The 22,869-nt window shown below is 74.8% G+C and carries 19 protein-coding genes; 8 read left to right on the forward strand and 11 right to left on the reverse strand.

Annotation, left to right across the window (positions count from 1 at the left end; translation table 11 throughout):
• Nucleotides 1-28: 28 nt before the first annotated feature.
• The 4 genes from R3E88_21605 to R3E88_21620 all read right to left on the reverse strand — a co-directional run bounded on the left by R3E88_21605 (nt 29) and on the right by R3E88_21620 (nt 4,305).
• A complete protein-coding gene (locus R3E88_21605) occupies nt 29-1,414 on the reverse strand; it encodes a glutamate--cysteine ligase (GenBank protein MEZ4219076.1) in 1,386 nt (461 codons plus the stop codon).
• The gene (locus tag R3E88_21610; GenBank protein MEZ4219077.1) at nt 1,411-2,046 is read right to left on the reverse strand and encodes a DUF84 family protein; all 636 of its coding nucleotides are present in this window, start codon (nt 2,044-2,046) and stop codon (nt 1,411-1,413) included. The genes R3E88_21605 and R3E88_21610 overlap by 4 nt, the downstream gene beginning before the upstream one ends.
• Nucleotides 2,043-2,507: a hypothetical protein gene (locus R3E88_21615; protein ID MEZ4219078.1), complete on the reverse strand. Its 465-nt coding sequence runs from the start codon at nt 2,505-2,507 to the stop codon at nt 2,043-2,045. The genes R3E88_21610 and R3E88_21615 overlap by 4 nt, the downstream gene beginning before the upstream one ends.
• Before the next feature lie 169 nt (nt 2,508-2,676).
• Nucleotides 2,677-4,305 (reverse strand): peptidoglycan DD-metalloendopeptidase family protein, encoded by a 1,629-nt coding sequence (locus tag R3E88_21620; GenBank protein MEZ4219079.1) that lies wholly within the window; start codon nt 4,303-4,305, stop codon nt 2,677-2,679.
• Between the two features lie 500 nt (nt 4,306-4,805).
• Here R3E88_21620 and R3E88_21625 point away from each other — a divergent pair, with 500 nt between their 5' ends.
• Entirely contained in the window at nt 4,806-6,059 is a 1,254-nt protein-coding gene (locus R3E88_21625) for a M20/M25/M40 family metallo-hydrolase (protein ID MEZ4219080.1), read from the forward strand.
• A 21-nt stretch (nt 6,060-6,080) separates the two neighbouring features.
• Here R3E88_21625 and R3E88_21630 read toward each other — a convergent pair whose 3' ends face one another.
• The 3 genes from R3E88_21630 to R3E88_21640 all read right to left on the reverse strand — a co-directional run bounded on the left by R3E88_21630 (nt 6,081) and on the right by R3E88_21640 (nt 8,894).
• Nucleotides 6,081-7,430 (reverse strand): aminotransferase class I/II-fold pyridoxal phosphate-dependent enzyme, encoded by a 1,350-nt coding sequence (locus tag R3E88_21630; GenBank protein MEZ4219081.1) that lies wholly within the window; start codon nt 7,428-7,430, stop codon nt 6,081-6,083.
• 65 nt (nt 7,431-7,495) lie between these two features.
• A complete protein-coding gene (locus tag R3E88_21635; protein ID MEZ4219082.1) occupies nt 7,496-8,032 on the reverse strand; it encodes a GNAT family N-acetyltransferase in 537 nt (178 codons plus the stop codon).
• 46 nt (nt 8,033-8,078) lie between these two features.
• Nucleotides 8,079-8,894 carry a hypothetical protein gene (locus R3E88_21640; protein MEZ4219083.1) on the reverse strand — a complete coding sequence of 272 codons (816 nt, stop codon included), beginning with the start codon at nt 8,892-8,894 and terminating at the stop codon, nt 8,079-8,081.
• Nucleotides 8,895-9,388: 494 nt separating this feature from the next.
• Here R3E88_21640 and R3E88_21645 point away from each other — a divergent pair, with 494 nt between their 5' ends.
• The 5 genes from R3E88_21645 (at nt 9,389) to R3E88_21665 (ending at nt 14,355) form a co-directional block, all read left to right on the forward strand.
• Entirely contained in the window at nt 9,389-11,818 is a 2,430-nt protein-coding gene (locus R3E88_21645; protein MEZ4219084.1) for a sigma 54-interacting transcriptional regulator, read from the forward strand.
• A gap of 161 nt (nt 11,819-11,979) precedes the next feature.
• Entirely contained in the window at nt 11,980-12,405 is a 426-nt protein-coding gene (locus R3E88_21650; protein MEZ4219085.1) for a PilZ domain-containing protein, read from the forward strand.
• A 304-nt stretch (nt 12,406-12,709) separates the two neighbouring features.
• Entirely contained in the window at nt 12,710-13,072 is a 363-nt protein-coding gene (gene tatA, locus R3E88_21655; protein MEZ4219086.1) for a twin-arginine translocase TatA/TatE family subunit, read from the forward strand.
• On the forward strand, nt 13,065-13,817 hold the full coding sequence (tatC, locus tag R3E88_21660) for a twin-arginine translocase subunit TatC (GenBank protein ID MEZ4219087.1): 753 nt from the start codon (nt 13,065-13,067) through the stop codon (nt 13,815-13,817). The genes tatA and tatC overlap by 8 nt, the downstream gene beginning before the upstream one ends.
• Before the next feature lie 4 nt (nt 13,818-13,821).
• A complete protein-coding gene (locus R3E88_21665) occupies nt 13,822-14,355 on the forward strand; it encodes a GNAT family N-acetyltransferase (protein ID MEZ4219088.1) in 534 nt (177 codons plus the stop codon).
• Here the strand turns inward: R3E88_21665 and R3E88_21670 are convergent.
• From R3E88_21670 to R3E88_21680, 3 genes are all read right to left on the reverse strand, one after another.
• Nucleotides 14,337-14,831 carry an emopamil-binding family protein gene (locus tag R3E88_21670; GenBank protein MEZ4219089.1) on the reverse strand — a complete coding sequence of 165 codons (495 nt, stop codon included), beginning with the start codon at nt 14,829-14,831 and terminating at the stop codon, nt 14,337-14,339. The two genes, R3E88_21665 and R3E88_21670, sit on opposite strands and share 19 nt — an antisense overlap.
• Nucleotides 14,828-15,451 (reverse strand): hypothetical protein, encoded by a 624-nt coding sequence (locus tag R3E88_21675; protein ID MEZ4219090.1) that lies wholly within the window; start codon nt 15,449-15,451, stop codon nt 14,828-14,830. Before R3E88_21675 ends, R3E88_21670 begins: the two co-directional genes overlap by 4 nt.
• A 254-nt stretch (nt 15,452-15,705) precedes the next feature.
• Nucleotides 15,706-17,040: a glutathione S-transferase family protein gene (locus R3E88_21680; GenBank protein MEZ4219091.1), complete on the reverse strand. Its 1,335-nt coding sequence runs from the start codon at nt 17,038-17,040 to the stop codon at nt 15,706-15,708.
• A 93-nt stretch (nt 17,041-17,133) separates the two neighbouring features.
• Here R3E88_21680 and R3E88_21685 point away from each other — a divergent pair, with 93 nt between their 5' ends.
• Nucleotides 17,134-18,453 (forward strand): SGNH/GDSL hydrolase family protein, encoded by a 1,320-nt coding sequence (locus R3E88_21685; protein MEZ4219092.1) that lies wholly within the window; start codon nt 17,134-17,136, stop codon nt 18,451-18,453.
• Nucleotides 18,450-20,087, forward strand: a complete 1,638-nt coding sequence (locus R3E88_21690) for an alkaline phosphatase family protein (GenBank protein MEZ4219093.1) — start codon at nt 18,450-18,452, stop codon at nt 20,085-20,087. Before R3E88_21685 ends, R3E88_21690 begins: the two co-directional genes overlap by 4 nt.
• A 27-nt stretch (nt 20,088-20,114) precedes the next feature.
• Here the strand turns inward: R3E88_21690 and R3E88_21695 are convergent, their stop codons facing one another.
• A complete protein-coding gene (locus R3E88_21695; protein MEZ4219094.1) occupies nt 20,115-22,868 on the reverse strand; it encodes a biotin/lipoyl-containing protein in 2,754 nt (917 codons plus the stop codon).
• Nucleotide 22,869 lies beyond the last annotated feature (1 nt).

Raw genomic sequence — 22,869 nt, forward strand, 5'->3', positions numbered from 1 at the left:
GTCCGGTCGGTGCGGCGGCGCGAATCTATCAGTAGCGAATGCGCTCGAGCAAGCGCGCGGGCGATTCGCCGACGTCGCGCCAAACGTCGAGCAGCTCGTGCGCCGGGCTCCGGCCCGCGGCGACGACCTCCTCGAGCGGCTCGAGGAAGTGGCGCTCGTCCGCGTCCGTCTCCCCGCGCCGGGCGATCCGGTCGAGCCCGGCGGCCGAGATCCGCACCAGCTCGCGCGCGAGCTCGCGCACCTCGGTGCCCGCGATGCGCGCGCGCAGCCCGTCGCGCGCGACGTCGACGAGCGCCCGGTCGCGCTGCTCGAGGGAGAGGCCCGCGACGAGCGACCAGGCGTCGCGGAGTGACTCCGGGTCGTACAGGATGCCCTTCCACACCGCCGGCAGCGCGCAGATGAAGCGGCCCGGCGCCGCGTCGGCGCCGCGCACCTCGATGAAGCGCTTGAGTCGCACCTCGGGGAAGAGCGTCGTTAGGTGCAGGTCCCAGTCGGCGAGCGTCGCGTGCTCGCGCCGCCCCGCAGCCTCGACGCCGCGCTCGAGGAGCTGCCGGAACGTCGCTCCGCCCACCGGGTGGTAGCCGCCCTCGCGCACGAGGAAGAACATCGGGACGTCGAGCGCCCATTCGGCGTAGTCGCGATAGCCGAAGCCGTCCTCGAACACGAACGGCAGCAGGCCGCAGCGGTCGGGGTCCGTGTCGCGCCAGATCGCGACGCGGAACGACGCGAGGCCGTTCGGCTTGCCCTCGCTGAAGGGCGAGTTCGCGAAGAGCGCCGACACGATCGGCGAGCACGCGAGCGCCGTGCGCATCTTCTCGGCCATGTCGCGCTCGCTCGCGTAGTCGTAGTTCGCCTGCACGGTGGCGGTCGCGTGCATCATGTGGAGGCCGAGCGCGCCGCGCGTGGGCAGGTAGGCGCGCATGACGTCGTAGCGCGCCTTCGGCATGCGCGGGATCTCGGCGAGCGCGTGGAACGGGTCGGCGCCGATCGCCATCCACGCGAGGCCGAGGTCGTCGGCGGCCGCCTTCAGCAGGTCGACGTGCGCGTTGAACTCGCGGCACGTCTCGCGAAGCGTGCGCAGCGGGGCGCCCGAGAGCTCGAGCTGGCCGCCGGGCTCGAGCGTGATGCTGGCGCCGTCGCGCTCGAGGGCGACGAGGCGCCCGCCCTCGCGGATGCGCTCCCAGCCCGCCGGCGGCGCGCTGTCGTACGATGCGATGCGCTCGAGCAGCGCCTCGATGCCGCGCGGGCCGTCGAAGGGCACGCGCTCGAGCGTGTCGGCGAGGACGCCGATCTTCTCGTGCTCGGTGCCGATGCGCCATCGCTCGCGGGGCTTCTCGCCGCTCGCGAAGTACGCGACCAGGTCGTCCACCGATTCGACCCGCGGCGATTCGCCGCCGACCACGCGTCCGCTCACGCCGTACCTCGCGCGCCTTCGGCGCCGGATCGCTCGTAGACACCCGGATGCAGGAAGCGCACGAGCGCGCACACGACCGCGTGCCGCGCGTACTCGCTGCGCGGCAGGGCGCCCGCGCTGAGCTTCCCGATGTTGCCCTCGCCGCGCGCCGACGGTGCGTCCTCCGGCGCGCCCTCGCGCGGGAAGCGCTCGCGCCAGAGCGCGTCGAAGAGATCGCCGACGGGCAGCCGCTCGCGCGCGGCGCGCTCGGCGACCGCGGGCGGATACGCGAACCCCGACGAGAGCCCGATCGCCATCCGCACTCCGTCCGTCACGGCCGCGCAGCCGACGTTGAGCCGTTCGATGCCGCCGTCGGAGCCGAGGTCCAGCTCGACGAGCCCGTCCTCGTAGCCGACCGCGAGCTCGCATCCGCCGAGGTCGAACGCGGCGCGCGCGCGCGTGCGCGCACCGCGCGCGATCTCCGGGAAGCCGACCGGCTGCTCGGGCACGCCGCTCGCGACGGCCGCGCCCAGGACCCGCGCGTCGGGCGCGTAGGCCGCGACGGCCCGCCGCACGGCCTCGACCTTCGGCTCGTTCGCGCTCCCGACGCGCACGCGGCGGACGCCGGCGAGCGCGCGCTGCCCCGCCGTCACGGCGTGGCCGCCTCCTCGAGGAAGTGCGTGACGAATGCGACGAGCGCCGCGTCGAGCTCGGGCGAGCGCTCGCCCGGCGCGCCCGACGGCAGGCTCTTGCAGGGGCCCTCGTTCTTGCCGGTGCGGAACGGGCCGACGAGCGTCACCTCGCCGCGGCTCTTCGCGATGAAGAGCGCGCGCCACCGGCCGCGCCGCAGCTCGAACTCCCACGACCGCACGTGCTTCTCGTCGAGCCGCGGCGCCCCGATCTCGACGCGCAGCTGCGGCGCGCCGGCCGCCTCGATCGCCTCGTGGTAGTCGGCGAGCGCGCGCTCGACGTGCGCGTGCAGCTCGGTCGCCTTCGCCCGCGCCGCATCGAGCGCGGCCGCGTGCTCGGACTCGCGCGCGCCGAGCTCGCGCCCGACGGCGGCGAGCGCCGCCCCGAGCGAGGCCGCCGACGGCGTCTTCGATTGCGATGTCACGAACGTCTCCGACACGCGTGGGGCGCGGCCGGCGCAGGCTCGCACAGGCGGGAGGCCCGAAACAAGGCCGCGCGGCGAGCGCGCGGCCGGGGGGAGCGCGCGGCGAGCGCGCGGCCAAGGCGAGGAGCGGCCGGAGGGCCGCCCCGCGGAGGCTCGCCGAAGCGACGCGCTAGAGCGCGTCCTGGACCGCGACCACCGAGCTGCCGTCGAGGCCCTGCAGCAGCTCGTCGCGCTGGGAGGCGAACGCCGCCCACTGCTCGCCGTGGATCGGCTCGGCCGCCTGCGACTCGATCGTGCGCGGGTTCAGGTACTGGCCGTTCTTCGCGATCCGGAAGCAGGTGTGCGGCCCGGTCGCGAGGCCCGTGCTGCCGACGAAGCCGAGCACCTGCTTCTGCGAGACCTTCTGCCCGACGTGCAGGCCCTTCGCGAAGCCCTGCAGGTGCGAGTAGTACGAGACGTATCCGCCCGCGTGCCGGACCTTGACCAGGTTCCCGAAGCCGCCGGCGCGCCCCTTGTGGATCACCGTCCCGTCGGCGACCGCGTAGAGCGGCGTCCCGCGCGGGGCCGCGTAGTCGATGCCGTGGTGGGGCCGCGTGATCTTCAGGATGGGATGGCGGCGGGCGTTCGAGAACCCCGACGTCACGCGGCCGTTGTCGAGCGGCGCGCGCAGGAACTGGCGTTCGAGCGACGTGCCGTCCGTCCGGTAGTAGCCGCCCGCGTCGGCGACCTGCGCGTCCTCGTGCACCGTCGGGTCGAAGTGGACGGCCTCGTACTCGGTCTCGCCGCTGCGGTAGCGCGCGGCCAGGATGCGGCCCGGCTTCACGTACTCGAGCCGGCCGTCGGAGCGCTCGCGGTAGAGGCGCTCGTAGAGCACGTGGAACTCGTCGCCCGCCCGCGTGTCGCGGTCGAAGTCGAACTGCCACGAGAACACCCGGGCGAACGAGCTCGCGAGCGCGCCGTCCTCGCCGAGGGCGCGGATCGCGTCGTAGAGCGACGTCTCGACGACGCCGGCCATCCGCACGACGTGCGGCTCGAGCTCGGCCTCGCTGCGCTTCGCGCGGTAGACGCCGTGCGCGTCGCGCGCGACCTGGACCGAGGCGTCGTCGTTCACGCGATAGTCGAACCGGACGAGCTGGTCGTCGCCGTCGAGGACGACCTGGTAGGTCTGGCCGGGGCGGGCCCGGGTGAAGTCGAAGATCGGCGAGAGCTCGCTCGCGATGATGTGGACGATGCTCGGCCGGATGCCGTGCGCGCGCAGCGCCGTGGAGAGCGAGTCGCCCCGCCCGATCTCGCCGGCGACGAGCCGCTGACCGGGGGCGAGCTCGACCTGCGGCTCGGCCGTCGCCGCGCCGCCCGCCTCGTCGTCGACGGGGCCCGCGCTGGCGTCCGCGAGGTCGCCGAAGTCGAGGTGGGCCTGCGCCTCGCGCTCGAGCGCGTCGGCCATCTCGAGGTCCGTCATCGCGTCGGCCTCGACGAGGCTCGCGGCGTCGACCTCGATGTCCGAGGGCGCGCCGAACGCGTGCGCCTCGCCCGCGCGCGGCGTGCCCGCCGTCAGCATCGCGACGAGCGCATCCTCGGCGCGGCGCTCGGCATCGGACGGCCGCGCAGCCGGAGACTGGAGATCGGGAACCCTGGGGAGGTCGGACAGGACGGCTTCGAGGTCGGAGAGGGAGTCCGGGCGGGCGGCGGTGCGGTAGGTCATCTCGCCCGAGACGCCGTTCGCGTCGCCTAGCATCGCGCCGGGATCGACGTCGTCACTGGTTCGCGCACCCACCGCCGCGACGAAGGCCGACGACACGACGAGCAGCGCGAGCGTAGTTCGGACCGAGAGCGGTCCACCGCGCGTGGACCGCGCACGGAAATGCATGAGCTGCTCCAAGGGCCCCCCCTGACCCGGCCGGTATAGTTAGCCGTCGACCGTTTCCGTCGCACGCATGCGATGGGCAACCGACGAGGGCTTCCCGCATGTCCCGGCGGCTCGGGTGGAGGCGTCAGCCGAAGATCGAAGCTCGGGAACCCCGTGTCCCTTCCTGCACTGGCCAGGCTCGAGCTGCGATCGCGCTGCGCCCCCGCGAGTGTGGAGCAGCCCTTCGGCCGGCTTCTGTGATTTCTGTACTAGCGATCGCCCTGTCGGGCGCATCCTGCGTATCCACGAACGGTGGGGAATCTCCCTCGTCGCGGTCCGATCGCGCGCTCTCGACGCCGCTCGGCGCGGGCGAGCTCGCCGAGAAGGGGGCCCGACTCCTCTCCGAGGCCATCCGCATCCCGAGCGTGAACCCGCCGGGCGGCGAGGCGGCCGTGGCCGAGCTGCTGGTCGCGGAGCTCGAGGGCGCGGGGGTCGAGGCGAAGCTCGTGCCGACGCCCTCGCCCGAGGGCGGCCCGGCCCGCGCCGCGGCGATCGCTCGCGTCCGCGGCAGCGCGCCCGGCGCCCCCGCCCTCCTCCTGCTCTCCCATCTGGATGTCGTCGACGTCGACCGCACCGGCTGGACGGAGGACCCGTTCGGCGGCGCCATCCGCGGCGGCTACGTCCACGGCCGGGGCGCCCTCGACGCGAAGGGCCTCGCCGTCGTCCACGCGCTCGCGCTCGAGCTCCTGGCCCGGCGCCCCGAGCCGCTGCGGCGCGACGTCGTGCTGCTCTCGGTGCCGGACGAGGAGGCGGGCGGCCGGCTCGGGCTCGGCTGGCTGCTGCGCGAGCGGCCCGAGCTGCTCGACCCGGTGCGCTACGCGCTCGCCGAGGGTGGCTCGATCGGCGAGGCCGAGGGACGGCCGCCGCTCTGGGCGGTGTCGGTCGCCGAGAAGAGCCCCTGCTGGCTCGAGCTGCGCGCGCACGGCACGCCCGGCCACGCGGGGACGCCCACCGCCGACGCGGCCGTGCCGCGCCTCATCGCGGCGCTCGAGCGCATCCGCACGACCGAGTGGAGCGTGCACGTCGTGCCCGAGGTCGCGCGCATGTACCGCGCGATGGCGCCGCTCGCGGGCGCGCTCGACCAGCGCGGCTACGCCGACCTCGCGAGCGCGCTCGAGCGCGACCCCGACTTCCGGCGCCGCTTCCTGCGCCATCCGTCGAATGCGTCGCTCGTGCGCACGACCGTGTCGATCACCGTCCTCGAGGGCGCGCCCGCCACGAACGTGACGCCGGCCCGCGCGCGCGCGCACATCGACGCCCGCCTCCTGCCCGGCGATCGCTGCGACGACTTCGAGGCGCGCATCCGCGAGCGCATCGCCGACCCGGCGATCGAGATCGAGCGGCTGCTCGGCTACGCGGCGCTGAGCTCGCCCGTGAAGACGCCGCTCTACGCCGCGATCTCGCGCGTCGCGGCGGCGTCGGAGTCGGGCGCCGTCGTCGTCCCGCGCGTGAGCGCCGGCTCCTCGGACGCGCACTGGCTGCGCGCGCAGGGCGTCGTCGTCTACGGCTTCGTGCCGCGCTGGCTCGAGGCGGACGCGGCGCGCGGCATCCACGGCCCGGACGAGCGCATCTCGATCCGCAACCTCGAGCGCGGCGCGCGCGCGCTCGTCGACCTGATCGAGGCCTTCGACGAGCTCGAACGCTAGGCGCGCCGGCGCCGGCGCGCGCTACTCGCCCTTCTCGCTGCGCAGCCGCTGGATGGCGGCGTGCAGGTCCTCGAAGAGCGGCTCGATCTCGTCGACCTCGAGGCACGAGAACGCGACGCGGATGTCCGTCGGGCTCGTCGAGATGAGCCCCACGCCGTAGTCGTCGAGCAGCTTGACGCGCAGCTCCTCGGCGTCGACGCCCTTCACGCGCACGCACATGAAGTAGCCGCTGTTGAACGGGTAGACGCTGAAGCTCTCCGCGAAGCGCGGCGCGTTCGCCACCTCGAACACCTTCGCGGCGCGCGCGCGCAGCGTCTCGCACTTCTGCTTGCGCTCGTCGTCGATCGAGGCCGAGGCGAGCGCCTTCTCGACGAGCGTCTGCGAGAGCTGCGGGACGTTGCTGATGCTGCCGCGGATGGCGCCGCGCGCCTTCGCGTCGAGCGCCTCGCACACGGCCTGCGCGGTCTCCGCGCGCCCGGGCGCGAACGTGATGAAGCCGCAGCGGAGGCCCCAGACGAAGAGCTCCTTCGTCGCGCCGTCGAGCTTCACCGCGAGCACGTTCGGGTGCAGGTTCGCGAGCTTCGCGAACGGCGACTCCGTCATCGACGCGCCGCCGAGGTGGTAGAAGAGCCCGAAGTAGGCGTCGTCGGAGACGGCGACGACCTTCGTGCCCTGCTCGGCCACGCGCCGCACCGCGGCGACGATCGCGTCGCCCTCGGCGGGCGTCGGCATGTAGCCCGTCGGGTTGTTCGGGAAGTTGAGCAGCGCGATGACCTTCTCGCGCCCGTCCGCCGCGCTCGCGAGCGCGCTCGCGAAGCCCTCGGCGTTGAAGCCGCCGCCGTCGCCGTTCGCGTAGAACGGGAACGTGCGGATCTCCGCGCCCATCCTCACCTCGTACGTGAGGCGGTAGTTGCCCCAGAGCTTGTCGGGCATGACGATGACGTCGCCCGGGTCGACGAAGAGCTCGCCGAGCACGGTGAGGCCGTGCGTGATCGCACTCGTCACGATCGGAAGGCCGAACTGCTTGCCGGCGAGGCTCGGGTTCTCGGCGAGGAGCTTCTCGCGCCAGCGCTCGCGCAGGCCGGGCCGCCCGGCGGGCGGCGCGTACGTGTAGGCATCCACCGGGTCGACGTCGGCGAGGTAGCGCTGCATCGACGGCAGGAACATCGGGCCCTTGTTCTCGGTCGCGATGCCGATCGTCGCGTTGAAGCGGTGCGCGCGCTGCTTCGCCTCGGCGGACTGCGAGAGGATTCCCTTCGGGAAGTAGAGCCGTCGTCCGTACGCCGAGAGCATCGACGCCACCTCGGGCGACGCCGCCTCGATCTGGTCGTTCAGGGCCTGGGCGAGCGGGTTGAGCTTGGGGGGAGCCATCACGGGAGCCTCGTGGGGAGGAGCGCGCGGGCGCGCGCGCTCCGAAGCCGGCGGAAATTACCGGCTCAGATGCGCTTGTGCAGCACGTCCATCAGGTCGCCGAAGCCCATCGCGCGCCAGAACGCCTGGCCCTCGCGGTTGCCGACCGCCACCTGGATCTCGACGCGCGCGACGCCCCGCTCGCGCAGCCAGTCGAGCGCCGCGTCGACGAGCGCGCGCGCGATGCCCTGGCGGCGTGCGTCCTCGCGCACGCCCACGTCCGTGATCTCGCCGCGCTCGGTCTCCTGGAGAATGGGAGGCGCGCGGTCGACCCGCACGATGCACAGGCCCGGGAGGTCGATCGCGCGGCCCGCGGCCGGCGGGGCGTCGCCGCCGACCGCGTCGCGAGCCGCTGCCGCACCGCCCGCAATCGCCGCCCGCTCGTAGACGAGGATGCGCGCGTCCGGGTCGCGATGGAGCGCGGCGAGCAGCGCGCGCAGCTCCCGCTCGGCGCGCGCGTCGCGGCGCTGCGTGAAGAACGGGTCGAGCGCCGCGTGGTGCTCGGTGATCGCCGTCCACAGCGCGGCCACGCGGTCGAGCTCGTTCGCCCGCGCGTCGCGCACCCGGCCGACGGTCGCCGCGGGGGCGAGGGGCCCGGACGGCGCGCGCTCAGCGCGCGTCATCGCGCTCGCCCGCGTCCGCCTCTCCGCCGTCCGCGTCCTCGCCAGGGCCGCGGTCGTCCGCGTCCGCGCTCGCGTCTTCGCCCGCACCCGCGTCGCCGTCGTCCGCGCCGGCGCCGAAGAAGTCGCGCAGCCGCTCCGCCTGCGTGCGCTTCGTGCCGACCGAGCGCGCCTCGCCCGAGCGCGTCATGCGGAACGTGCCGCGCCGGCTCTCGTCGCGCGCGAAGCTCCCGCGAAGCGTGGCTCCCGACGGGCTCGCCGACTCCGTCGTGTAGAGCGTGCGGCCGTTCATCGCCTCGGCGCGCTCGCTCCCGAGGACGTCGTCGCGCACGAACACCGGCAGGCCCGTCGGGTCGCGGATGATCCACGTCTCGTGGTAACCGATCGTGTTCGCGGACTGCGTCGGCAGCGGCTCGGCCGACTGCCAGCGTCCGTCCTTGCGGCTCCGCCGCAGCGACTTCGACTTCGCACCGCGCGAGTTGAACTCGAGCCCCTCGCGGATCTGCGCGCGCTGCGCGTCGTTCGGCTCCCAGGCGTGCAGCACGCGCTGCTGGCCGTGCGGGCCGAGCTCGAAGCGGCCCTCGCCGTCGCGGAAGACGACGATCGGATACTCGGTCCAGACGAGGCGCGATCCCTCGCGCGCGAACACCCAGATGCGGTCGTCCCAGTGCACGGCGTCGGGATTCGCGGAGTCCGCGTCGGTGTAGTGGACGAGCACGTGCCACGTGCCGACGAGGTCGACCTCGTCGCCCGCGGCCGCGGCGCCCGCGAAGAGCCCGGCTCCGAGGGCCGCCGCCGCGAGCACCGCGGCGCGGCGCGAGCGGCGCGAGCGACGCGCGGCGCGCACGCTCGGAGGGCGGGCGGCGCGCGCGCTCGGACGCCGCGCGGCGCGCGCGATGTGCGTCGGGGTCGGGTCGGCGCGTCGCATCGAGGCCCTCCGCGCTCTGCGCTCGACGAGCGGCCCGCAACTCTCGCGCAGGCCCCGGCGCGCATCAACGCAGCGCCGCGTGCGCAGCGCGCGGAACGCGCGTTCCCGCGCGCGGCGGGCGCGCTCCACACCTCGGGTCTCGTGGGTGCGTCGGCGCGCGCGGCGGCGCGGCGGCGGCCCGCGCCATTCGCGCGGCCGCGCGGGCGCTTGCGACGCGAGCTGCGCGCGAGTGGCGATCGCGACGCGGCGCGCGCGCGTGGCACGCGACTTGCCTCGAAGGCCGCCGGACGGGCGCGCCCGCGCGGCCGTCCGGCGACCGCGCCCGCGCGGGCCCCGTGTGACCGCGCAGGTGCGCACCAGCGAACGAGACGATGACGACGCCGACTCCCACGACGAGTGAACGAACGGGCGACGCGCGCGCGAGCGGCGCGCGCGCGTCCGGCGTCGGCGTCGGCGTCGGGATCTGGGTGCTGCACCGCGACGCCGCGCGGCGCGACGCGCTCGCCGCCGCCTGCGCGGGCCTCGGCGTCGACGTCCGCGCCGCGAGCCCCTCGGACGCGCTGTTCGCCGACGAGGCCTCGCTGCGCGCCGTGCGCGTCGTCGTGCTCGGCGTGCCGCGCGACCCCGAGGTCGAGCTCGAGTTCGCGCACCGCAGCGCGCGCCGCCTGCCCGGGCGTCGCTTCGTGCTCGCCGCGGATCGCCACGACGAGCGCGCCCTCGCAACCCTCTTCGACGCGCTCGACGCGCACCGTCTCGGCGCGGGCTTCGACGCGCGCGCGCTCCGCGCCGCGGTCGTCGACGCGCTGCGCCCGCCCGTCGCGCGCGACTCGCTGCGGCTGCGCCGCCATCGCGACGCGCTGTCCGATCGCTTCGCGCGCTGGCTCGGCGACGTCGACGCGCCCGAGCTCCTGCGCGCGATGGACCCGCAGCTCGCCCACGTGCCCATCGTCGTGACCGGCGAGCCCGGCACGGGTCGCGAGCTGCTCGCGCGCTACGTGCACACGTTCGGCGGCGACGCGGCGGGAGGGCGCATGCCCTTCGTCGCGATCGACTGCGCCCGCGCGCGAAGCGCGCGCGAGCTCGCGGCGGCGATCGCCGCGAGCGGCGGCGCGGCCTCCGCGACCGTGTTCCTCGCCGACCTCGACCGGCTCGCGCCGTCGCTCCAGACGACGCTGCGGGGCTGGATCGAGTACGGGCTCCCGCCCGGGCTCGCAGCCGCCGCGCGTCTGCGCTTCGTCGCCTCGCTCGGCCCGTCGTCGACGGCCCGCGCCCGCGCACTCGACCCCGGACTGCGCGCTGCGCTCGCCGGGCTCGAGATCGCCATCCCCCCGCTGCGCGAGCGACCGGACGCGATCGAGAAGATCGCGCGCGCGACGCTCGCCGCGCAGGCGCACGCCGCCGGACGCCGCCCGCGCGAGCTCGCGCCCGACGCGCTGCGCGCGCTCGCCGTGCACGGCTGGCCGGGCAACGCGCGCGAGCTCGAGAGCGCCGTCGTCCACGCGCTCGCCGAGACCGGCGCCGACCCGATCCACGCCTCCCACCTCGGGCTCGGCGCGGCGCACGACGTCCCTGCGTCGAGCGCGGAGCGCGCGCGCCCGCAGCCCGCCGCGCCACTCGAAGGCGTGCTCGTCGCCGGCCGCGAGGACGACGAGCGCTCCCTGCCCGAAGCCGAGATCGTCGCCGACGAGCCTCCGCCGCGCGCGAGCGCGCACGCGCAGGGCGGCGCGGTGACGCGCGCGAGCACGCGAACGCGGGAAGCAGCGGTGACGCGCGCCGCGGCGACACGCGACGCCGTGACGCGCGACGGCGTGACGCGAGAGCGGGAGGCGCGCGACGCGCTCGACGAGGCCGGCGCGATCGTCGAGCTCTCGCTCGACGACCTGGTCGACCCGCCGAGCGCCGAGGCCCGCACGCAGCCGGCGCCTGCCTCCCCGCCTCGGCGCGCGGAGCGCGTCGCGGCGTCTCCGCCCGCGCCGAAGCCCGACGCGGGCCCGACGCGGGCGCCGCGCGCGCCGCGCGCGCCGCACGCACAGCCGACTCCGTCCGCGGCGCGCACCGCCGAGGTCCCGACTCGCGCCGCGCGCGGCGGCGACTTCGACGAGGAGCGCAGCTGGCACCGGCTGCTCGCGGCCACCGGCGACGCGATCCGCCGGCGCGTCGACGAGGTGCGCGGCGCGCTCGACGCGCTCCCCGCCGAGCCCGACGCGGCGGACGCGGCGCGCGTCGAGGCGCGGCTGCGCGAGCCGCTCGACGCACTCGACGCAGAGGCCGAACGGCTCGACGCGCTCGCCCGCACCTTCGACGAGCGCGTCGAGGCGTTCGACGCGAGCGCGCTCGTCGAGTCGCTGCTCGCCGAGCTGCGCGAGGCGATGACGCGCGGCGGCCTGCTCGTGCTGAAGGAGCTCGACCGCCGCCACCCGCACGCGTCGGCGCAGCCCGGGCGGCTGCGCGTCGCACTGCGCGGGGTGCTCGCGCGGATGGGCGCGCTCGCGCGCGAGGGCGGCGAGCTCTACGTCGCGTCGCACATGAACGCGGCGGGCCTGCACGGCGCGCCGGCGGTCCGCCTGCTGCTGCGCGCGACGACCTCGCCCGCGCGGCCTGCCGCGGCCATGCACGGCGCCCTGCGCGTCGAGCTCGCCGCCTGCGAGGCCGCCGTCCGCTCCGCGCGCGGCGCCTTCACGGTGAGTGACGGGGGCGGCGGCCAGCTGCTCGTCGTGCTCGACCTCCCCGCCGCGCGCACCGCGGGCGACCCCGGCTCGCGGCCCGAGGCCCGCGCGGCGGCCGGCCCGACGGCGCCCTGACGCCGCGGCGCCGGCATCTCGACACCCGCGCTCGCAGCCGGCCTGCGGCCGGCCGGTGCGAGGCGCCCCACCCGATCGGGATTCCGTTGCTTCGGCAATCAGTTGTCCGGCCCGGTGCGGTCTCCTGAGGGGCTGGCACGGGGCTTGCTCTACCGCCTGGCATGAGCCCGCGTGAGCCCGAGACGACGAAGCCTGCCGACGCCGCACTGCGCGAGCGCGGCGACCTCCGCCGTCCCACGCTGCGGAGCGCGCTGCTGGTCGAGTTCGACCGCGAGGCGGAGGGCGAAGCGGCGCGGCGCCGCGGCTACACGCTCGACGAGAGCGCGGGCGGCGTCTGCATCCAGCTCGACGCGCCCGTCGAGCCCGGCGACGTCTTCCGCCTCGAGCTCCGCTCGCTCGACGACGAGATCGCGCGCGCCGAGATCGCGCGCGTCGTGTGGTGCACGGCGCGGCAGGGCGGGCGGTTCAACGCGGGCCTCGAGATCGTGAGCGAGCGCGAGGCGCGCGAAGGCCTGCTGCACGTCGAGCACGAGCGACACCGACAGCCGGTGCCCGTGCGGAGTGGGCGCGTGCCCGGAGAAGGTTGAACGGGGGGCATGGAGCCGGCGGTCGCTTCCTGGTTGGCGGCCGTCGGCTCCAGCATCCCGCGAACGGTTCGGACATCGAGGTTTCCCGCGGCGCATCGCGCGTCGACGGGGAAGGGGCCGGCGGCGATCGGGGGGTAGCCGTCGGCCCCACTCTTTCCTGCGCCCCGCTTCGGGTTCCCGCCTCGGCCCGCGCGAGGTGTTCCGCGCGCGCACGGCGCCGACGCGCGGAAGGGTGTGCGGCCGCGCGCGAGTCGCGCGCGCGGCGCGCGAGGACGAACCGAGCGCCCTGCTAGCATCCTCGCCCATGTTCGGGATCGGCCCGCAAGAGCTCATCGTGATCCTGATCGTCGCGCTGCTCGTCCTCGGGCCGAAGCGGCTGCCCGAGATCGCGCGCTCGCTCGGCAAGGGCCTCGCCGAGTTCCGGCGCGCGTCGAGCGATCTGCGACAGAGCCTCGCGCTCGACGACGAGCCGGAGCGGCGCGTCCCGCCGCGCGGCCCCGCGCAGACCGCGCTCGGCGCGCCGACGCCCGCGCCCGAGGGCGCGACCGCGGCGGGCGACGCGTCACCGGCGAGCGACCCCGCCGAGGGCCGCACGATCGCGCCGCCCGAGCCGCCGTCTGCGACCCCCGCCGAAGCGAGCGAAGAGAAGACGCCGACCGGTGGATGACCAGGCGCTCCCGATCACCGAGCACCTCGCCGAGCTGCGCATGCGACTCGCGTGGATCGTCGGAGCCCTCGTCGTCGGCACCGCGATCTCCTACGACCAGGCCGAGCGCATCTTCGGCTTCCTCGTCGCGCCCGTGCTCGCCTCGCTGCCCGAGGGCGCGAAGCTGCAGGCGATCCGCCCGACCGAGATCTTCTTCACCTACCTGAAGTGCGCCGTGCTCTCGGGCTTCGTGCTCTCGCTCCCGATCTTCTTCTGGCACACGTGGCGCTTCGTGGCGCCCGGCCTGTATCCGGGCGAGCGGCGCGCCGTCGTCCCGTTCGTGTTCTTCTCGACCATCCTGTTCACGTCGGGCGCGTTCTTCGGGTACACGATGATCTTCCCGGTGATCTTCGGCTTCTTCACGAGCTTCGACTCGGCCTTCGCCGAGAGCGCGTGGACGATGCAGGAGGTCTTCTCGCTGACGACGCGCCTGTTCCTCGCGTTCGGCGTCGCGTTCGAGCTGCCGATCGTCGTGTTCTTCCTGAGCATCACGGGCGTGCTGACCGCGCGGCAGCTGCTCGCCGGAACGCCCTACGCCGTGCTGGCGATGTTCGTCGTCGGCGCCGTGCTGACACCGCCCGACGTCGTGAGCCAGATCCTGCTCGCGATCCCGATGGTCGGGCTCTACCTCGTCGGCGTCGGCGTCGCGTGGGTGTTCGGGCCGAAGCAGGAGCCTGCGCAGCGCGACGCGCGCGACCCCGCCTAGCATCGTGCGCGTCCGCGACGCACACGCGCACGGCGACGGACGCGCGCTCGACGTCGCCTTCGTCGAGCGGATGCTGTTCGAGGCGTTCTTCTGGAGGCCGGACGCCGAACGGCCCTCCCTCGACGCGTTCCGCGACCGCGAGCCCGAGCACCGCAAGCTGCTGCGCGACCTCGGCGCCCGCGCGGGCGACTGCATCGCCGTGGCGGAAGGCGACGCCGGCGAGCGGCTCGGCGCGGCGTGGTACCGGTTCTGGACCGCGGCCGAGCACTCGTACGGCTGGGTCGCCGCGGACGTTCCCGAGCTCGCGATCGCGGTCGAGGCGGCAGCGCGCGGCCGCGGCGTCGGGCGCGCGCTCATGGAGGCGCTCGTCGCACGCGCCCGCGAGCGCGGCGTGCGCGCGCTCTCGCTGAGCGTCGACCCCGAGAACCGCGCGATCGCGCTCTACCGGAGCCTCGGCTTCCGCGAGGTCGGCCGCGTCGGCACCTCGCTCACGCTCGTGCTCGAGATCGGCCGCGGGCCCTACGCCGCGCGCGGCTGAGCGCCGCCGTCGAGGTCGCGCCCGAGCAGGACGCGCGCGCCGAGCACGGCCGGCGCGATCATCCACGGCAGGTTGAAGGCGAGATAGTAGGCGGTGTTGGGCGGCGGGTGCGGGCCGAGGAAGGTCTGCGCGAAGTAGAAGAACATGTTCGTGACCGCGGCGCCGGCGTAGACGAGGCCGAGCGGTCGGAGCCACGGGCGCAGGCGCGCGAGCCCGATCATCACGAACAGCAGCGCGGGCGCCTGGAAGAAGCCGTCGAACAGGCACGCCGCGATCAGGTTCGGCGGCGGGTCGAGGTGCGCGGGCTCCTCGGCGACGGCCCAGTCGTGCAGCGCGCGCAGCGGGGGCCACGGGCTGTCGGCCGCGACGGGCACGCCGAGCCCCTCCGGCAGGCTGAACAGGAAGCCGTACAGCACGGAGACGGAGAAGAAGAGCGCGAGCCCGAGGTCGAGCGGGCGGCGCCACAACGGCTTCACTCGGCTTCGCTCCACCACTGCGCGCCGAGGAAGCGCGCGATCTGCGGCCGCACGTCGTCCGACATGTCGGCCGGATACATGATCCGGAACTCGAGGTACCAGCTCCCGGCCGGGAACACGTAGAGGTGCGACTCCATCGGCTCGTCGACGTCGCCGACGCGCGGCAGCGCGTAGCCCGTGTGGAAGCCGTGCAGGTCGGCGCCGTTGACGACCCACGTGTCCTCGCCGCGCTCGACCACCTCCGCGCCGGGGAGCGAACGCGCGACGGCGCGCTCGAGCGCGCGCACGTGCGCGCCGACCTCGGCGTCCGTCAGCGCGTCGTGCGACGTCCCGGGATAGAAGTTCGCCTCGGCCGTCGCGCCGAACATCGGGCTCCGATAGTAGGCGGAGACGCCGAGCCCCTCGGCGTCGTGCGCGACGATGTCGGAGCGCACGAGCACGCCGGCGCGCGGCTCGAACTGCACGTTGCTGAACGGGTGCTGGTACGGCTCGTCGTCGGGGACGTCGACGAGCCGCGGCTCGTAGGGCCGCGGCGGCGCGCTCGCGCAGGCCGTCGCGAACGCGACGAGCAGCGCGGCGAGACCGCCGGCGACGAAGGGGGGTGTTCGTCGGCGACGCATGGCGCGGCCACTCTACGCACGCGCCGCGCGCGGGTTCAAGCGCGATCGACGCGCTCGGGGGATCCTCACCGCGACCGCGACGCCGGCCGCACGGACGCCGGCGCGGGTGTGCGCGGGGCCCGGCGACCGCGAGCGCGCGCGGTTCGAGCACCCCGTTGCGCACCGCCTGCACCTGCGCGGGCTCCGGCGGCGGCCGCGCGCAGCGGACGCCGGCGCACGCGAACGGGCCGCGATCGGCGCGCGCGCGACCGCGCCTAACGAGCTTCCGAGAAGAGCCGCGCGCCCTCCTTGCGGAGCCGGCATCCGTCGAGCAGCGGCCCGAGCTCGAGCAGCTCGAGCCCGCCCGGGAAGGGCGCGAGGAACGCCTCGAGCGCGGCGCGACCGCCCGGCGCCGCGCAGGCCGCGTCGATCGCGCGCTCGAGGCGCTGGAGCATCCACGTCTGGTACGGCACGACCATCCGCCGCGCGCGCACGCCGCCGATCTCGAACGCGTGCGTCAGCGCGCCCTCGCCCGTCTGGTGCGCCTCGAAGCCCGGCGTCGCGGTGAAGGTCTTGCCGGGGAGCTCGCCGCCCGGCGCGTGCGCATCGCTCGCGACGAAGCGCGCGAGCGTCGCGACCGAGTCGCGCAGCACGGGCCACATCTCCTCGAAGAACACGCCGATCACGGGCCGCAGCGTCTCGGGAACGCGGTCGTCGTCGAGCCACGCGCCGCCGTCGCTCGTCGCGGGGCGTCCGACCAGCTCGCCGTCGCCGTCGAGCGTGTAGAGCCGCTGCCCGTAGCGGCGCGCGTTGAGCGCGCCCTCCCCGTTCGTGCGCTCGACCCACTCGGCGACGAGCGGGAAGAGGACGCGCAGCGCGAAGCCCGGGATCGCGTCGCGGTAGAGGTGCGCGTAGAGCGGGCCGAGCAGGCCGTAGTCGGCGAGGCTCGGCCGGCCTCCGAGTGCGTGGTCGTGCCGCGCGAGGTGCGCTTCGAGCAGGCACAGGACGCGGTGCTGGCTCGCCTGCCAGGCGCGCTCGGTCCGCGCATCGCAGCCGAGGTGCACGAGCCCGGCGTAGACGCCCTTCGGCGCGTGCCGCGTGTCGGCGATGCCGAACGCCTTCTCGAAGAACGCCGCGCCCGCCGCGCGCCGCTCGAGACCGCCCGCGCCCGGTGCGAGCGCAGCGCCCCACTGCTGCTCGTTGAACGCGCGGTGGTTGGGCTCGCGCCCGTTCTCGCTGTAGAACCAGCGCTGCCAGAACGCCGGCACGACGAGCCACTCGTCGGCGAGCAGCTCGACGAGGTACGACGCGATGCACTGGCGCGGCCGCGTGCGCGCGTCCGGCACGACCGGCTCGCGCGGGTGCGCGGCCTCGACGACGTCGAGGATCTCGCTCGAGTCCTGCACGATGCGCCCGTCGGGCAGCTCGAGCTGCGGCACGGCCGTCGAGCCCGTGCGCGGCGCGAGCCGGCCGACGAGCAGCTCGGGCGTCGCGAGCACGTCCTCGAAGCCGGGCTCGAGCGCGCCGGCGCGCCGCTTGAAGCGCAGGTACGCGCGGACCTTCCCCGAGAAGTAGCTGTGCTCCCACGAGTAGAGACGGTACGTCGACATGTGCGCAGTCTACGCGCGGCGCGCGCCTGCGGTGCGCGGCGCGGGCGCCTCGCACGCGGGGCGGGGCGGGCGCGCGTGATACCTTGCGCCGCCATGCTGCGACGGCTCGCCGCCCGCCTCGCGCTCGCCTTCGCGAGCGCGGCCCTCGTCGCGGTCGCGTTCGAGCTCGGGCTGCGCGCGCTCGGCTACGGCGCGCTCTACGACGTCTACTCGAAGCCCGAGATCTTCTGGGTGCACGACGACCTGCTCGGCTGGCGCCACGACCGCGGCGTGTCGGGCCGCTACGTCGGCCCGCGCCCCTTCCCCGTCGAGTTCGACGCCGAGGTCGAGATCAACTCGCTCGGCATGCGCGGGCCCGAGATCGCGCCGCGTCCGCCCGATGGCGTGCGCATCCTGTTCCTCGGCGACTCGGTCGTCGCGGGCTTCGAGGTGCCGTACGCGCAGACCTTCGCGCACCTCGCGGGCGTCCATCTCTCCGAACGGCTCGGCGTTCCCGTACAGACGCTCAACGGCGCGGTGCGCGGCTACGGCACCGACCAGAGCTACCTCTGGTATCGCGAGCGCGGAAAGGGCCTCCAGCCCGACTGGGTCGTGTTCGTCCACAGCCTGAACGACCCGACCGACAACATGGAGCTCCACCGCATGCGGCGGCTCTTCGGCAAGGGCGCCTTCGCGCTGCGCGCCGACGGGAGCCTCGAGCTGCTCGGCACGCCGGTGCCCGAGTACCCGCTGTGCTCGCACTGGAGGCTCGACGAGCGCTACGTGCCGACGCGCATGGACGGCGTCGCGCAGCGCGCCTACTGCGCCGTCGAGCTCTCGCTCTCCGACCGCTCGGCCCTCTTCAGCCTCGCGGCGATGCGCCTCGCGCAGCACAAGCCCGTGCTCGAGGCCATCTGGTACTGGGCAGTGCCCGCGCGCAAGGCCGCGCAGCGCGCGCGCGACGCGGGCGGGCGCGCATTCGCGGCCGCCGGCCGCGCGCTCGGGCCGAACGCAGCCGCGGCGCAGGCGGCGACGCTGCAAGCGGGAGCGCGCTCCGCGAGCGCGAGCGAGCGCCTCACGAGTGCGCTGCTCGTGGCGCTCGCGCGCGAGGTGCGCACCTCGGGTGCAAGGCTGCTGATCGTCATCCGCGACACCGAGCTCGCCCGCATGGACACCCACGCACTGCGCATCGAGGGCGCGATCGCGCGCACGATCTACATGGACCCCGCTCGCGCGGCCGGACGGCGCGTCACGTTCGTGAACGACAACCACTACACCGCGCTCGGCCACGAGCTCACCGGCCGCGCACTCGCCGACGCGCTCGCGCCGCTCGTCCGTCGGGTCGACTCCGCGAACGCGCCGGCCGCGCCGGCCGCACCGACGCCTGCAGCCACGCCGCGAGGCGAAGCCAGCCAGGAGGGAGCCTCCCGATGAAGGCCATCGCGATCCTCGTCGCCGCCGGCGCGGCGGCCGGCGCCGCCGCCGGCCTGTGGGTGCTGCTCGCGCTCGCGGATGCGAACCCGACCGTCCACCCCGATGCCGCACTCGCGCTCGCGCGCTGGCTCGCGCTCGGCTACGCGGGCGCGGGCGCCGTGCTCTTCGCGGTCGCCGGCGCGGTGCTGCGCGCGCTCGCCGGCGCACCGACGACGGCGCGCGCGGCGCGCGCCGCGGGCCTCGTCGCCGCGCTCGGCGCCGCCGCCGCGGCGGCCGTCGCCGCACCGCGCGTGCTCGCGCTCGCGAACCCTCCCGAAGTCGCGACGGCCGCACCGCCGCCCGCGCCCGCCGCGGCCGGCGCGCGCGTCCTGCTGCTCGGCATCGACGGCGCGGACTGGGACCAGATCGATGCGCTCGTCGCCGCGGGCGACCTCCCGACGCTAGGCGGCCTCGTCGCGCGCGGCGCGCGCGCGCCACTCCGCACGTTCGAGCCCACGTGGTCGCCGCTCATCTGGAACACGATCGCGACGGGCGTCGCGCCCGAGCGCCACGGCATCCTCGACTTCGAGCAGCTGCGCGTCGCGGGCGCGCGCTGCGGCCCGCAGCGCCTCCTCAAGCACCCGGTGATGACGCCGCACCACGTCGGCTTCTCGGCGTTCGTGCGGCTCGCGAAGGCGACGGGCATCGCGCTGCAGGTGCCGGTCTCGGGCTGCCACCGCAAGGCGAAGGCCGTGTGGAACGAGCTCGACGACGCGGGCCTGCGCGTCGGCGTCGTGAACTGGTTCGCGTCGTATCCGGCCGAGGAGCTCGACGGCTTCGTCATCTCGGACAACAACCCGAAGCGGGCGGCGTTCTTCCGCGGCAAGCACGGCGCGTCGAACATGGCGCCCGGGCCCATCACGCACCCGGCCGACCTGCTCGAGCGCATCGACGCAGGCTCGTTCGTGACGCCGGCGGCGCCGTCGCCGCTCGACGTGCTCGACCATCCCGTCTTCGCCGAGGTGCCGCCCGACGCGCGCGAGCTCCTCGCGCGCGATCCGGGCACGCTCCACGAGGCCGGCCAGCTGATCGACGCGGACGTCTTCGCGGCGCGCGCGGCCGCGGCGCTCCTGCGCGCCGAGCCGCTCGACTTCCTCGCCGTCTACATGTCGGGCGTCGACAACATCGGCCACCGCTTCGGGCGGCAGCGCGGCGTCGTGCACAACTTCTACCGGCTCGCGGACTCGCTCGTCGGCGAGATCCTCGCCGCGGCCGGGCCGGACGTGACCGTCGTGCTCGTCTCGGACCACGGCTGGAGCTACGAGGAGGCCGACTACGGCCACAACCACGCGCCCGACGGCGTGTTCCTCGTGAGCGGGCCGGGCGCGCGCGCGGGCGCGCGCCTCGCCGACGCGCCGAGCGTCTACGACGTCGCGCCGACCGTGCTCGCGCTGTTCGGACTGCCGCCGTCGTCGGCCTTCGAGGGCGCCGCCGTCGCAGGCGCACTCGAGCCCGCGCGGCTCGCCGCCGCGCCCGCGACGCCGATCGACTACGGCGGCTATCGCGCGCCCGAGGTCGGCCTGCTGCCCGACGAGCCGAGCCAGCTCGAGAGCGAGACGATCGACAAGCTGCGGGCGCTCGGATACGTCGAGTAGGCCCGCGCCGGTGCGCGGCGCGGAACGCTAGTCGGCCATCAGCTCGGCCGTCACCGCCTTGCGGCGCGCCGCGATCTCGGCGGGCGAGACGACTTCCGGCATCTCGTCGGGCTCGATCTTGAAGATCACGTCGCCCTTCTTGACGACCGTGCCGTCCTTGCCGTCCATGGGCGCCTCGACGACGGTGCCCGCGAACGGCGCGGCGACCTTGTTGAACATCTTCATCACCTCGATGACGAAGAGCGGCTGGCCGGCCTCGAAGTGCTCGCCCGCCGCGACGAGCGGCGGGAGGTCGGGCGCCTCGCGCGCGTAGAACGTCCCGCCCATGGGCGTCACGATCTCGTCCGAGGCGGCGGGCGGCGGCGGCGAGAGCGCGCGCGTGCACGCCTGCACCGACTCCGCCTCGGTGAACTTCGCCGGGAAGACGGGCTGCAGCTCCTCGTTCACGGTGATGTCGAGGAAGCCGCTCCGCACGCCGATGCGCGGGATCACGAGCAGCGCGTCGAGCCCCGCCTGGAAGCCGCGGTGCGCGGCCACGCAGCGCTGCCAGAGCGCGCCGTCGCCGCCCGAGAGCGCGCGGTCCGGTGCGCCGCCGAAGAGCGCCTCGAGCTCGGCGGCCGTGCGCTTGCCCGTGCGCGCCGCGACCTCGGCGTAGAACGCGCGCGCGGCGTCGAGCACCTCGGCGTCGTGGTCCCAGATCTGCTCGCTCGGCGGCTCGCCCGGCCGCGCCTCGAGGTCGACGAAGTCGTAGAGCGCGGCGAGGAAGTCGACGGGGTTCGCGCGGAAGCGCACGTGCGCGCGGTCGCTCGCGTCCCACAGCTCGCCGTCGTAGCGGCCGAGGAAGCCGCCGAGCACGTGCGGGTTCTCGAGCAGCCGCTCGATCGGTCGCTGCAGCAGCGTCTGCTTCGCTCCGAGCACGCGCTTCTCGTCCGCGTCCTTCGCGCGCGCGAGGAGCAACCCGAGCGCGGCCTCGACGTCGACGTCGTTCACCACCTGCTGGAGTGCACCGACGCCGGCCAGGTACGACGTCATGAAGCGCGTGCTCGGCTCGGCCATCACGCCCTTGCCGAGGAACCACTGGATGAGCCCGTAGTGGACGGGGAGGTTCGTCTGCAGATCGTCGCCGCGCAGCTCCGTGCGGCGCAGGATCTCCGCCATGCGCTCGTAGTTCTCGCGGCGGTTCGCGCCGTCGCAGAGCAGCAGCGCGATGTTGCTGTCGTAGGCGCCCGCGAGGTTGTACCAGATGAACGTGTCGGTATCCGGGTTGCGGATGCCGATGCCCTGGTCGAAGCGGATCTCGCCGTCGATCGGCTTCGACCAGCTGCGGATCACGCCGCCCGCGTGCGGCTGCAACGCCTGGTTCGTCGCATTGATGCGGATCTCGAGGCCGGACACCGAGCGCACGACGCGCTCGGGGCGAGGCAGCCGCTTCCCGTGCTTCGCGAGCAGCGCCATCGCCTCGATCAGCTCGTCGACGTAGAAGCAGTCGCTCGGGTCGGCGGGGTTGGCGAAGCGCAGCCGGTAGGCGAGCTCGGTCACGCCGTGCTCGACCTGGATGCGCGTGTTCATCTCCATGAAGAAGTGGTTGAAGCCCTCGACGATGCACTCGAAGGTCGACACGCTGTCGAGCTGGGTCGCCTCTCCGAACTTCTCGCCCTCGGCTTCCATGCGCGCGAGCGTCGCGACGTCGCCGCGCAGGATCTCGCGCGCCTTGCCCTCGGTGCGCTCGATCTCGGTCTCGAGCAGCTCCCTCGTGAGCGAGACCTCGACGAGCTTCTGCTCGTGCATCTGCACCGAGCAGTCGCGTCCGCCGAGCGACACGCACCACTCACCGTTCCCGATCAGCTGCATCTCGTTGTGGCGCGTCGTCTCGAGGTTGAGCTCGACGAGGAAGTTCCGGTTCGAGCCGGGCTCGACGACCTTGCTCTCGGCGAGGATCTCCATCACCGCGTTCGCGACCTGATCGGGCTTCGCGACGACGCGCTGGCCCTTGCCGCCGCCGCCGCCGATGTGCTTGAAGCGGATGCGGTTGCTCGGGTAGTCGCTCCACATCTCGGCGGTGATCGCCTTCGCCTCTTCCTGCAGCTCGCCGATCGTCACGAGCTCGGTCGACTTCGCGTAGCCGGCCTGCAGGAGTGCCTCGGCGTTCTCGGCGAGCGAGACGTCCGCGTTCCACGCGAAGGCGTCGAGCCCGTGCTCCTTCGCGAGCGCGGCGAGCGCGGCGCGGTCGCCGGCCTTGCGCACGAGCGCGCGCGCCGAGATGTCGTCGACGCCGGGGATCACGGCGTTGCCGAGCGCGCGCGCGAGCTTCTTGGCCTCGTCCTTGGCGCCCGCCCTGCGGATCACGCGCGACGACGGCCCGAGGAAGCCGAGCCCCGCGCGCTCGATGGCCTCGACGAACTCGGCGTCCTCGGCCATGAAGCCGTAGCCCGCGAACAGGTGCGTGTAGCCGTGGTCCTTCGCGATCCCGATGATCTCGCGGATGCGCTGGAGCTTCTGAGTCTGCCCGACGCCCATGTAGTCCTGCACGCGGTGGACGTTGTGCGGGAAGCGGAAGCCGCGCAGCTCGGGCGCGAGGCAGCGCGGATAGACGACCGAGTCCTTCTCCGAGAGAAGCATCCCGTACTCGGCGATGCCGATCGCGTCGAAGACCTGGAACGCCTCGAGCCGCACGGGCCCGCGGCACACGACGAGCACCTTCAGGTCGTCGATCGCGAAGGAGCGGGCCCAGTCGCTGCTGGCGTCGGCGAAGCGGCCGGCCACGAGGTCGCGGTCGCGCATG

This window comes from Myxococcota bacterium (genome assembly GCA_041389495.1).
Taxonomy (GTDB): domain Bacteria; phylum Myxococcota_A; class UBA9160; order UBA9160; family UBA4427; genus JAWKRT01.

What these genes read in the sequence shown, in the direction of transcription:
- R3E88_21630 (MEZ4219081.1), bottom strand. Translation starts at nt 7,430, where the DNA reads ATGGCTCCCCCCAAGCTCAACCCGCTCGCCCAGGCCCTGAACGACCAG.
- R3E88_21645 (MEZ4219084.1), top strand. Translation starts at nt 9,389, where the DNA reads ATGACGACGCCGACTCCCACGACGAGTGAACGAACGGGCGACGCGCGC.
- R3E88_21680 (MEZ4219091.1), bottom strand. Translation starts at nt 17,040, where the DNA reads ATGTCGACGTACCGTCTCTACTCGTGGGAGCACAGCTACTTCTCGGGG.
- tatA (MEZ4219086.1), top strand. Translation starts at nt 12,710, where the DNA reads ATGTTCGGGATCGGCCCGCAAGAGCTCATCGTGATCCTGATCGTCGCG.
- R3E88_21685 (MEZ4219092.1), top strand. Translation starts at nt 17,134, where the DNA reads ATGCTGCGACGGCTCGCCGCCCGCCTCGCGCTCGCCTTCGCGAGCGCG.
- R3E88_21695 (MEZ4219094.1), bottom strand. Translation starts at nt 22,868, where the DNA reads ATGCGCGACCGCGACCTCGTGGCCGGCCGCTTCGCCGACGCCAGCAGC.
- R3E88_21650 (MEZ4219085.1), top strand. Translation starts at nt 11,980, where the DNA reads ATGAGCCCGCGTGAGCCCGAGACGACGAAGCCTGCCGACGCCGCACTG.
- R3E88_21675 (MEZ4219090.1), bottom strand. Translation starts at nt 15,451, where the DNA reads ATGCGTCGCCGACGAACACCCCCCTTCGTCGCCGGCGGTCTCGCCGCG.
- R3E88_21690 (MEZ4219093.1), top strand. Translation starts at nt 18,450, where the DNA reads ATGAAGGCCATCGCGATCCTCGTCGCCGCCGGCGCGGCGGCCGGCGCC.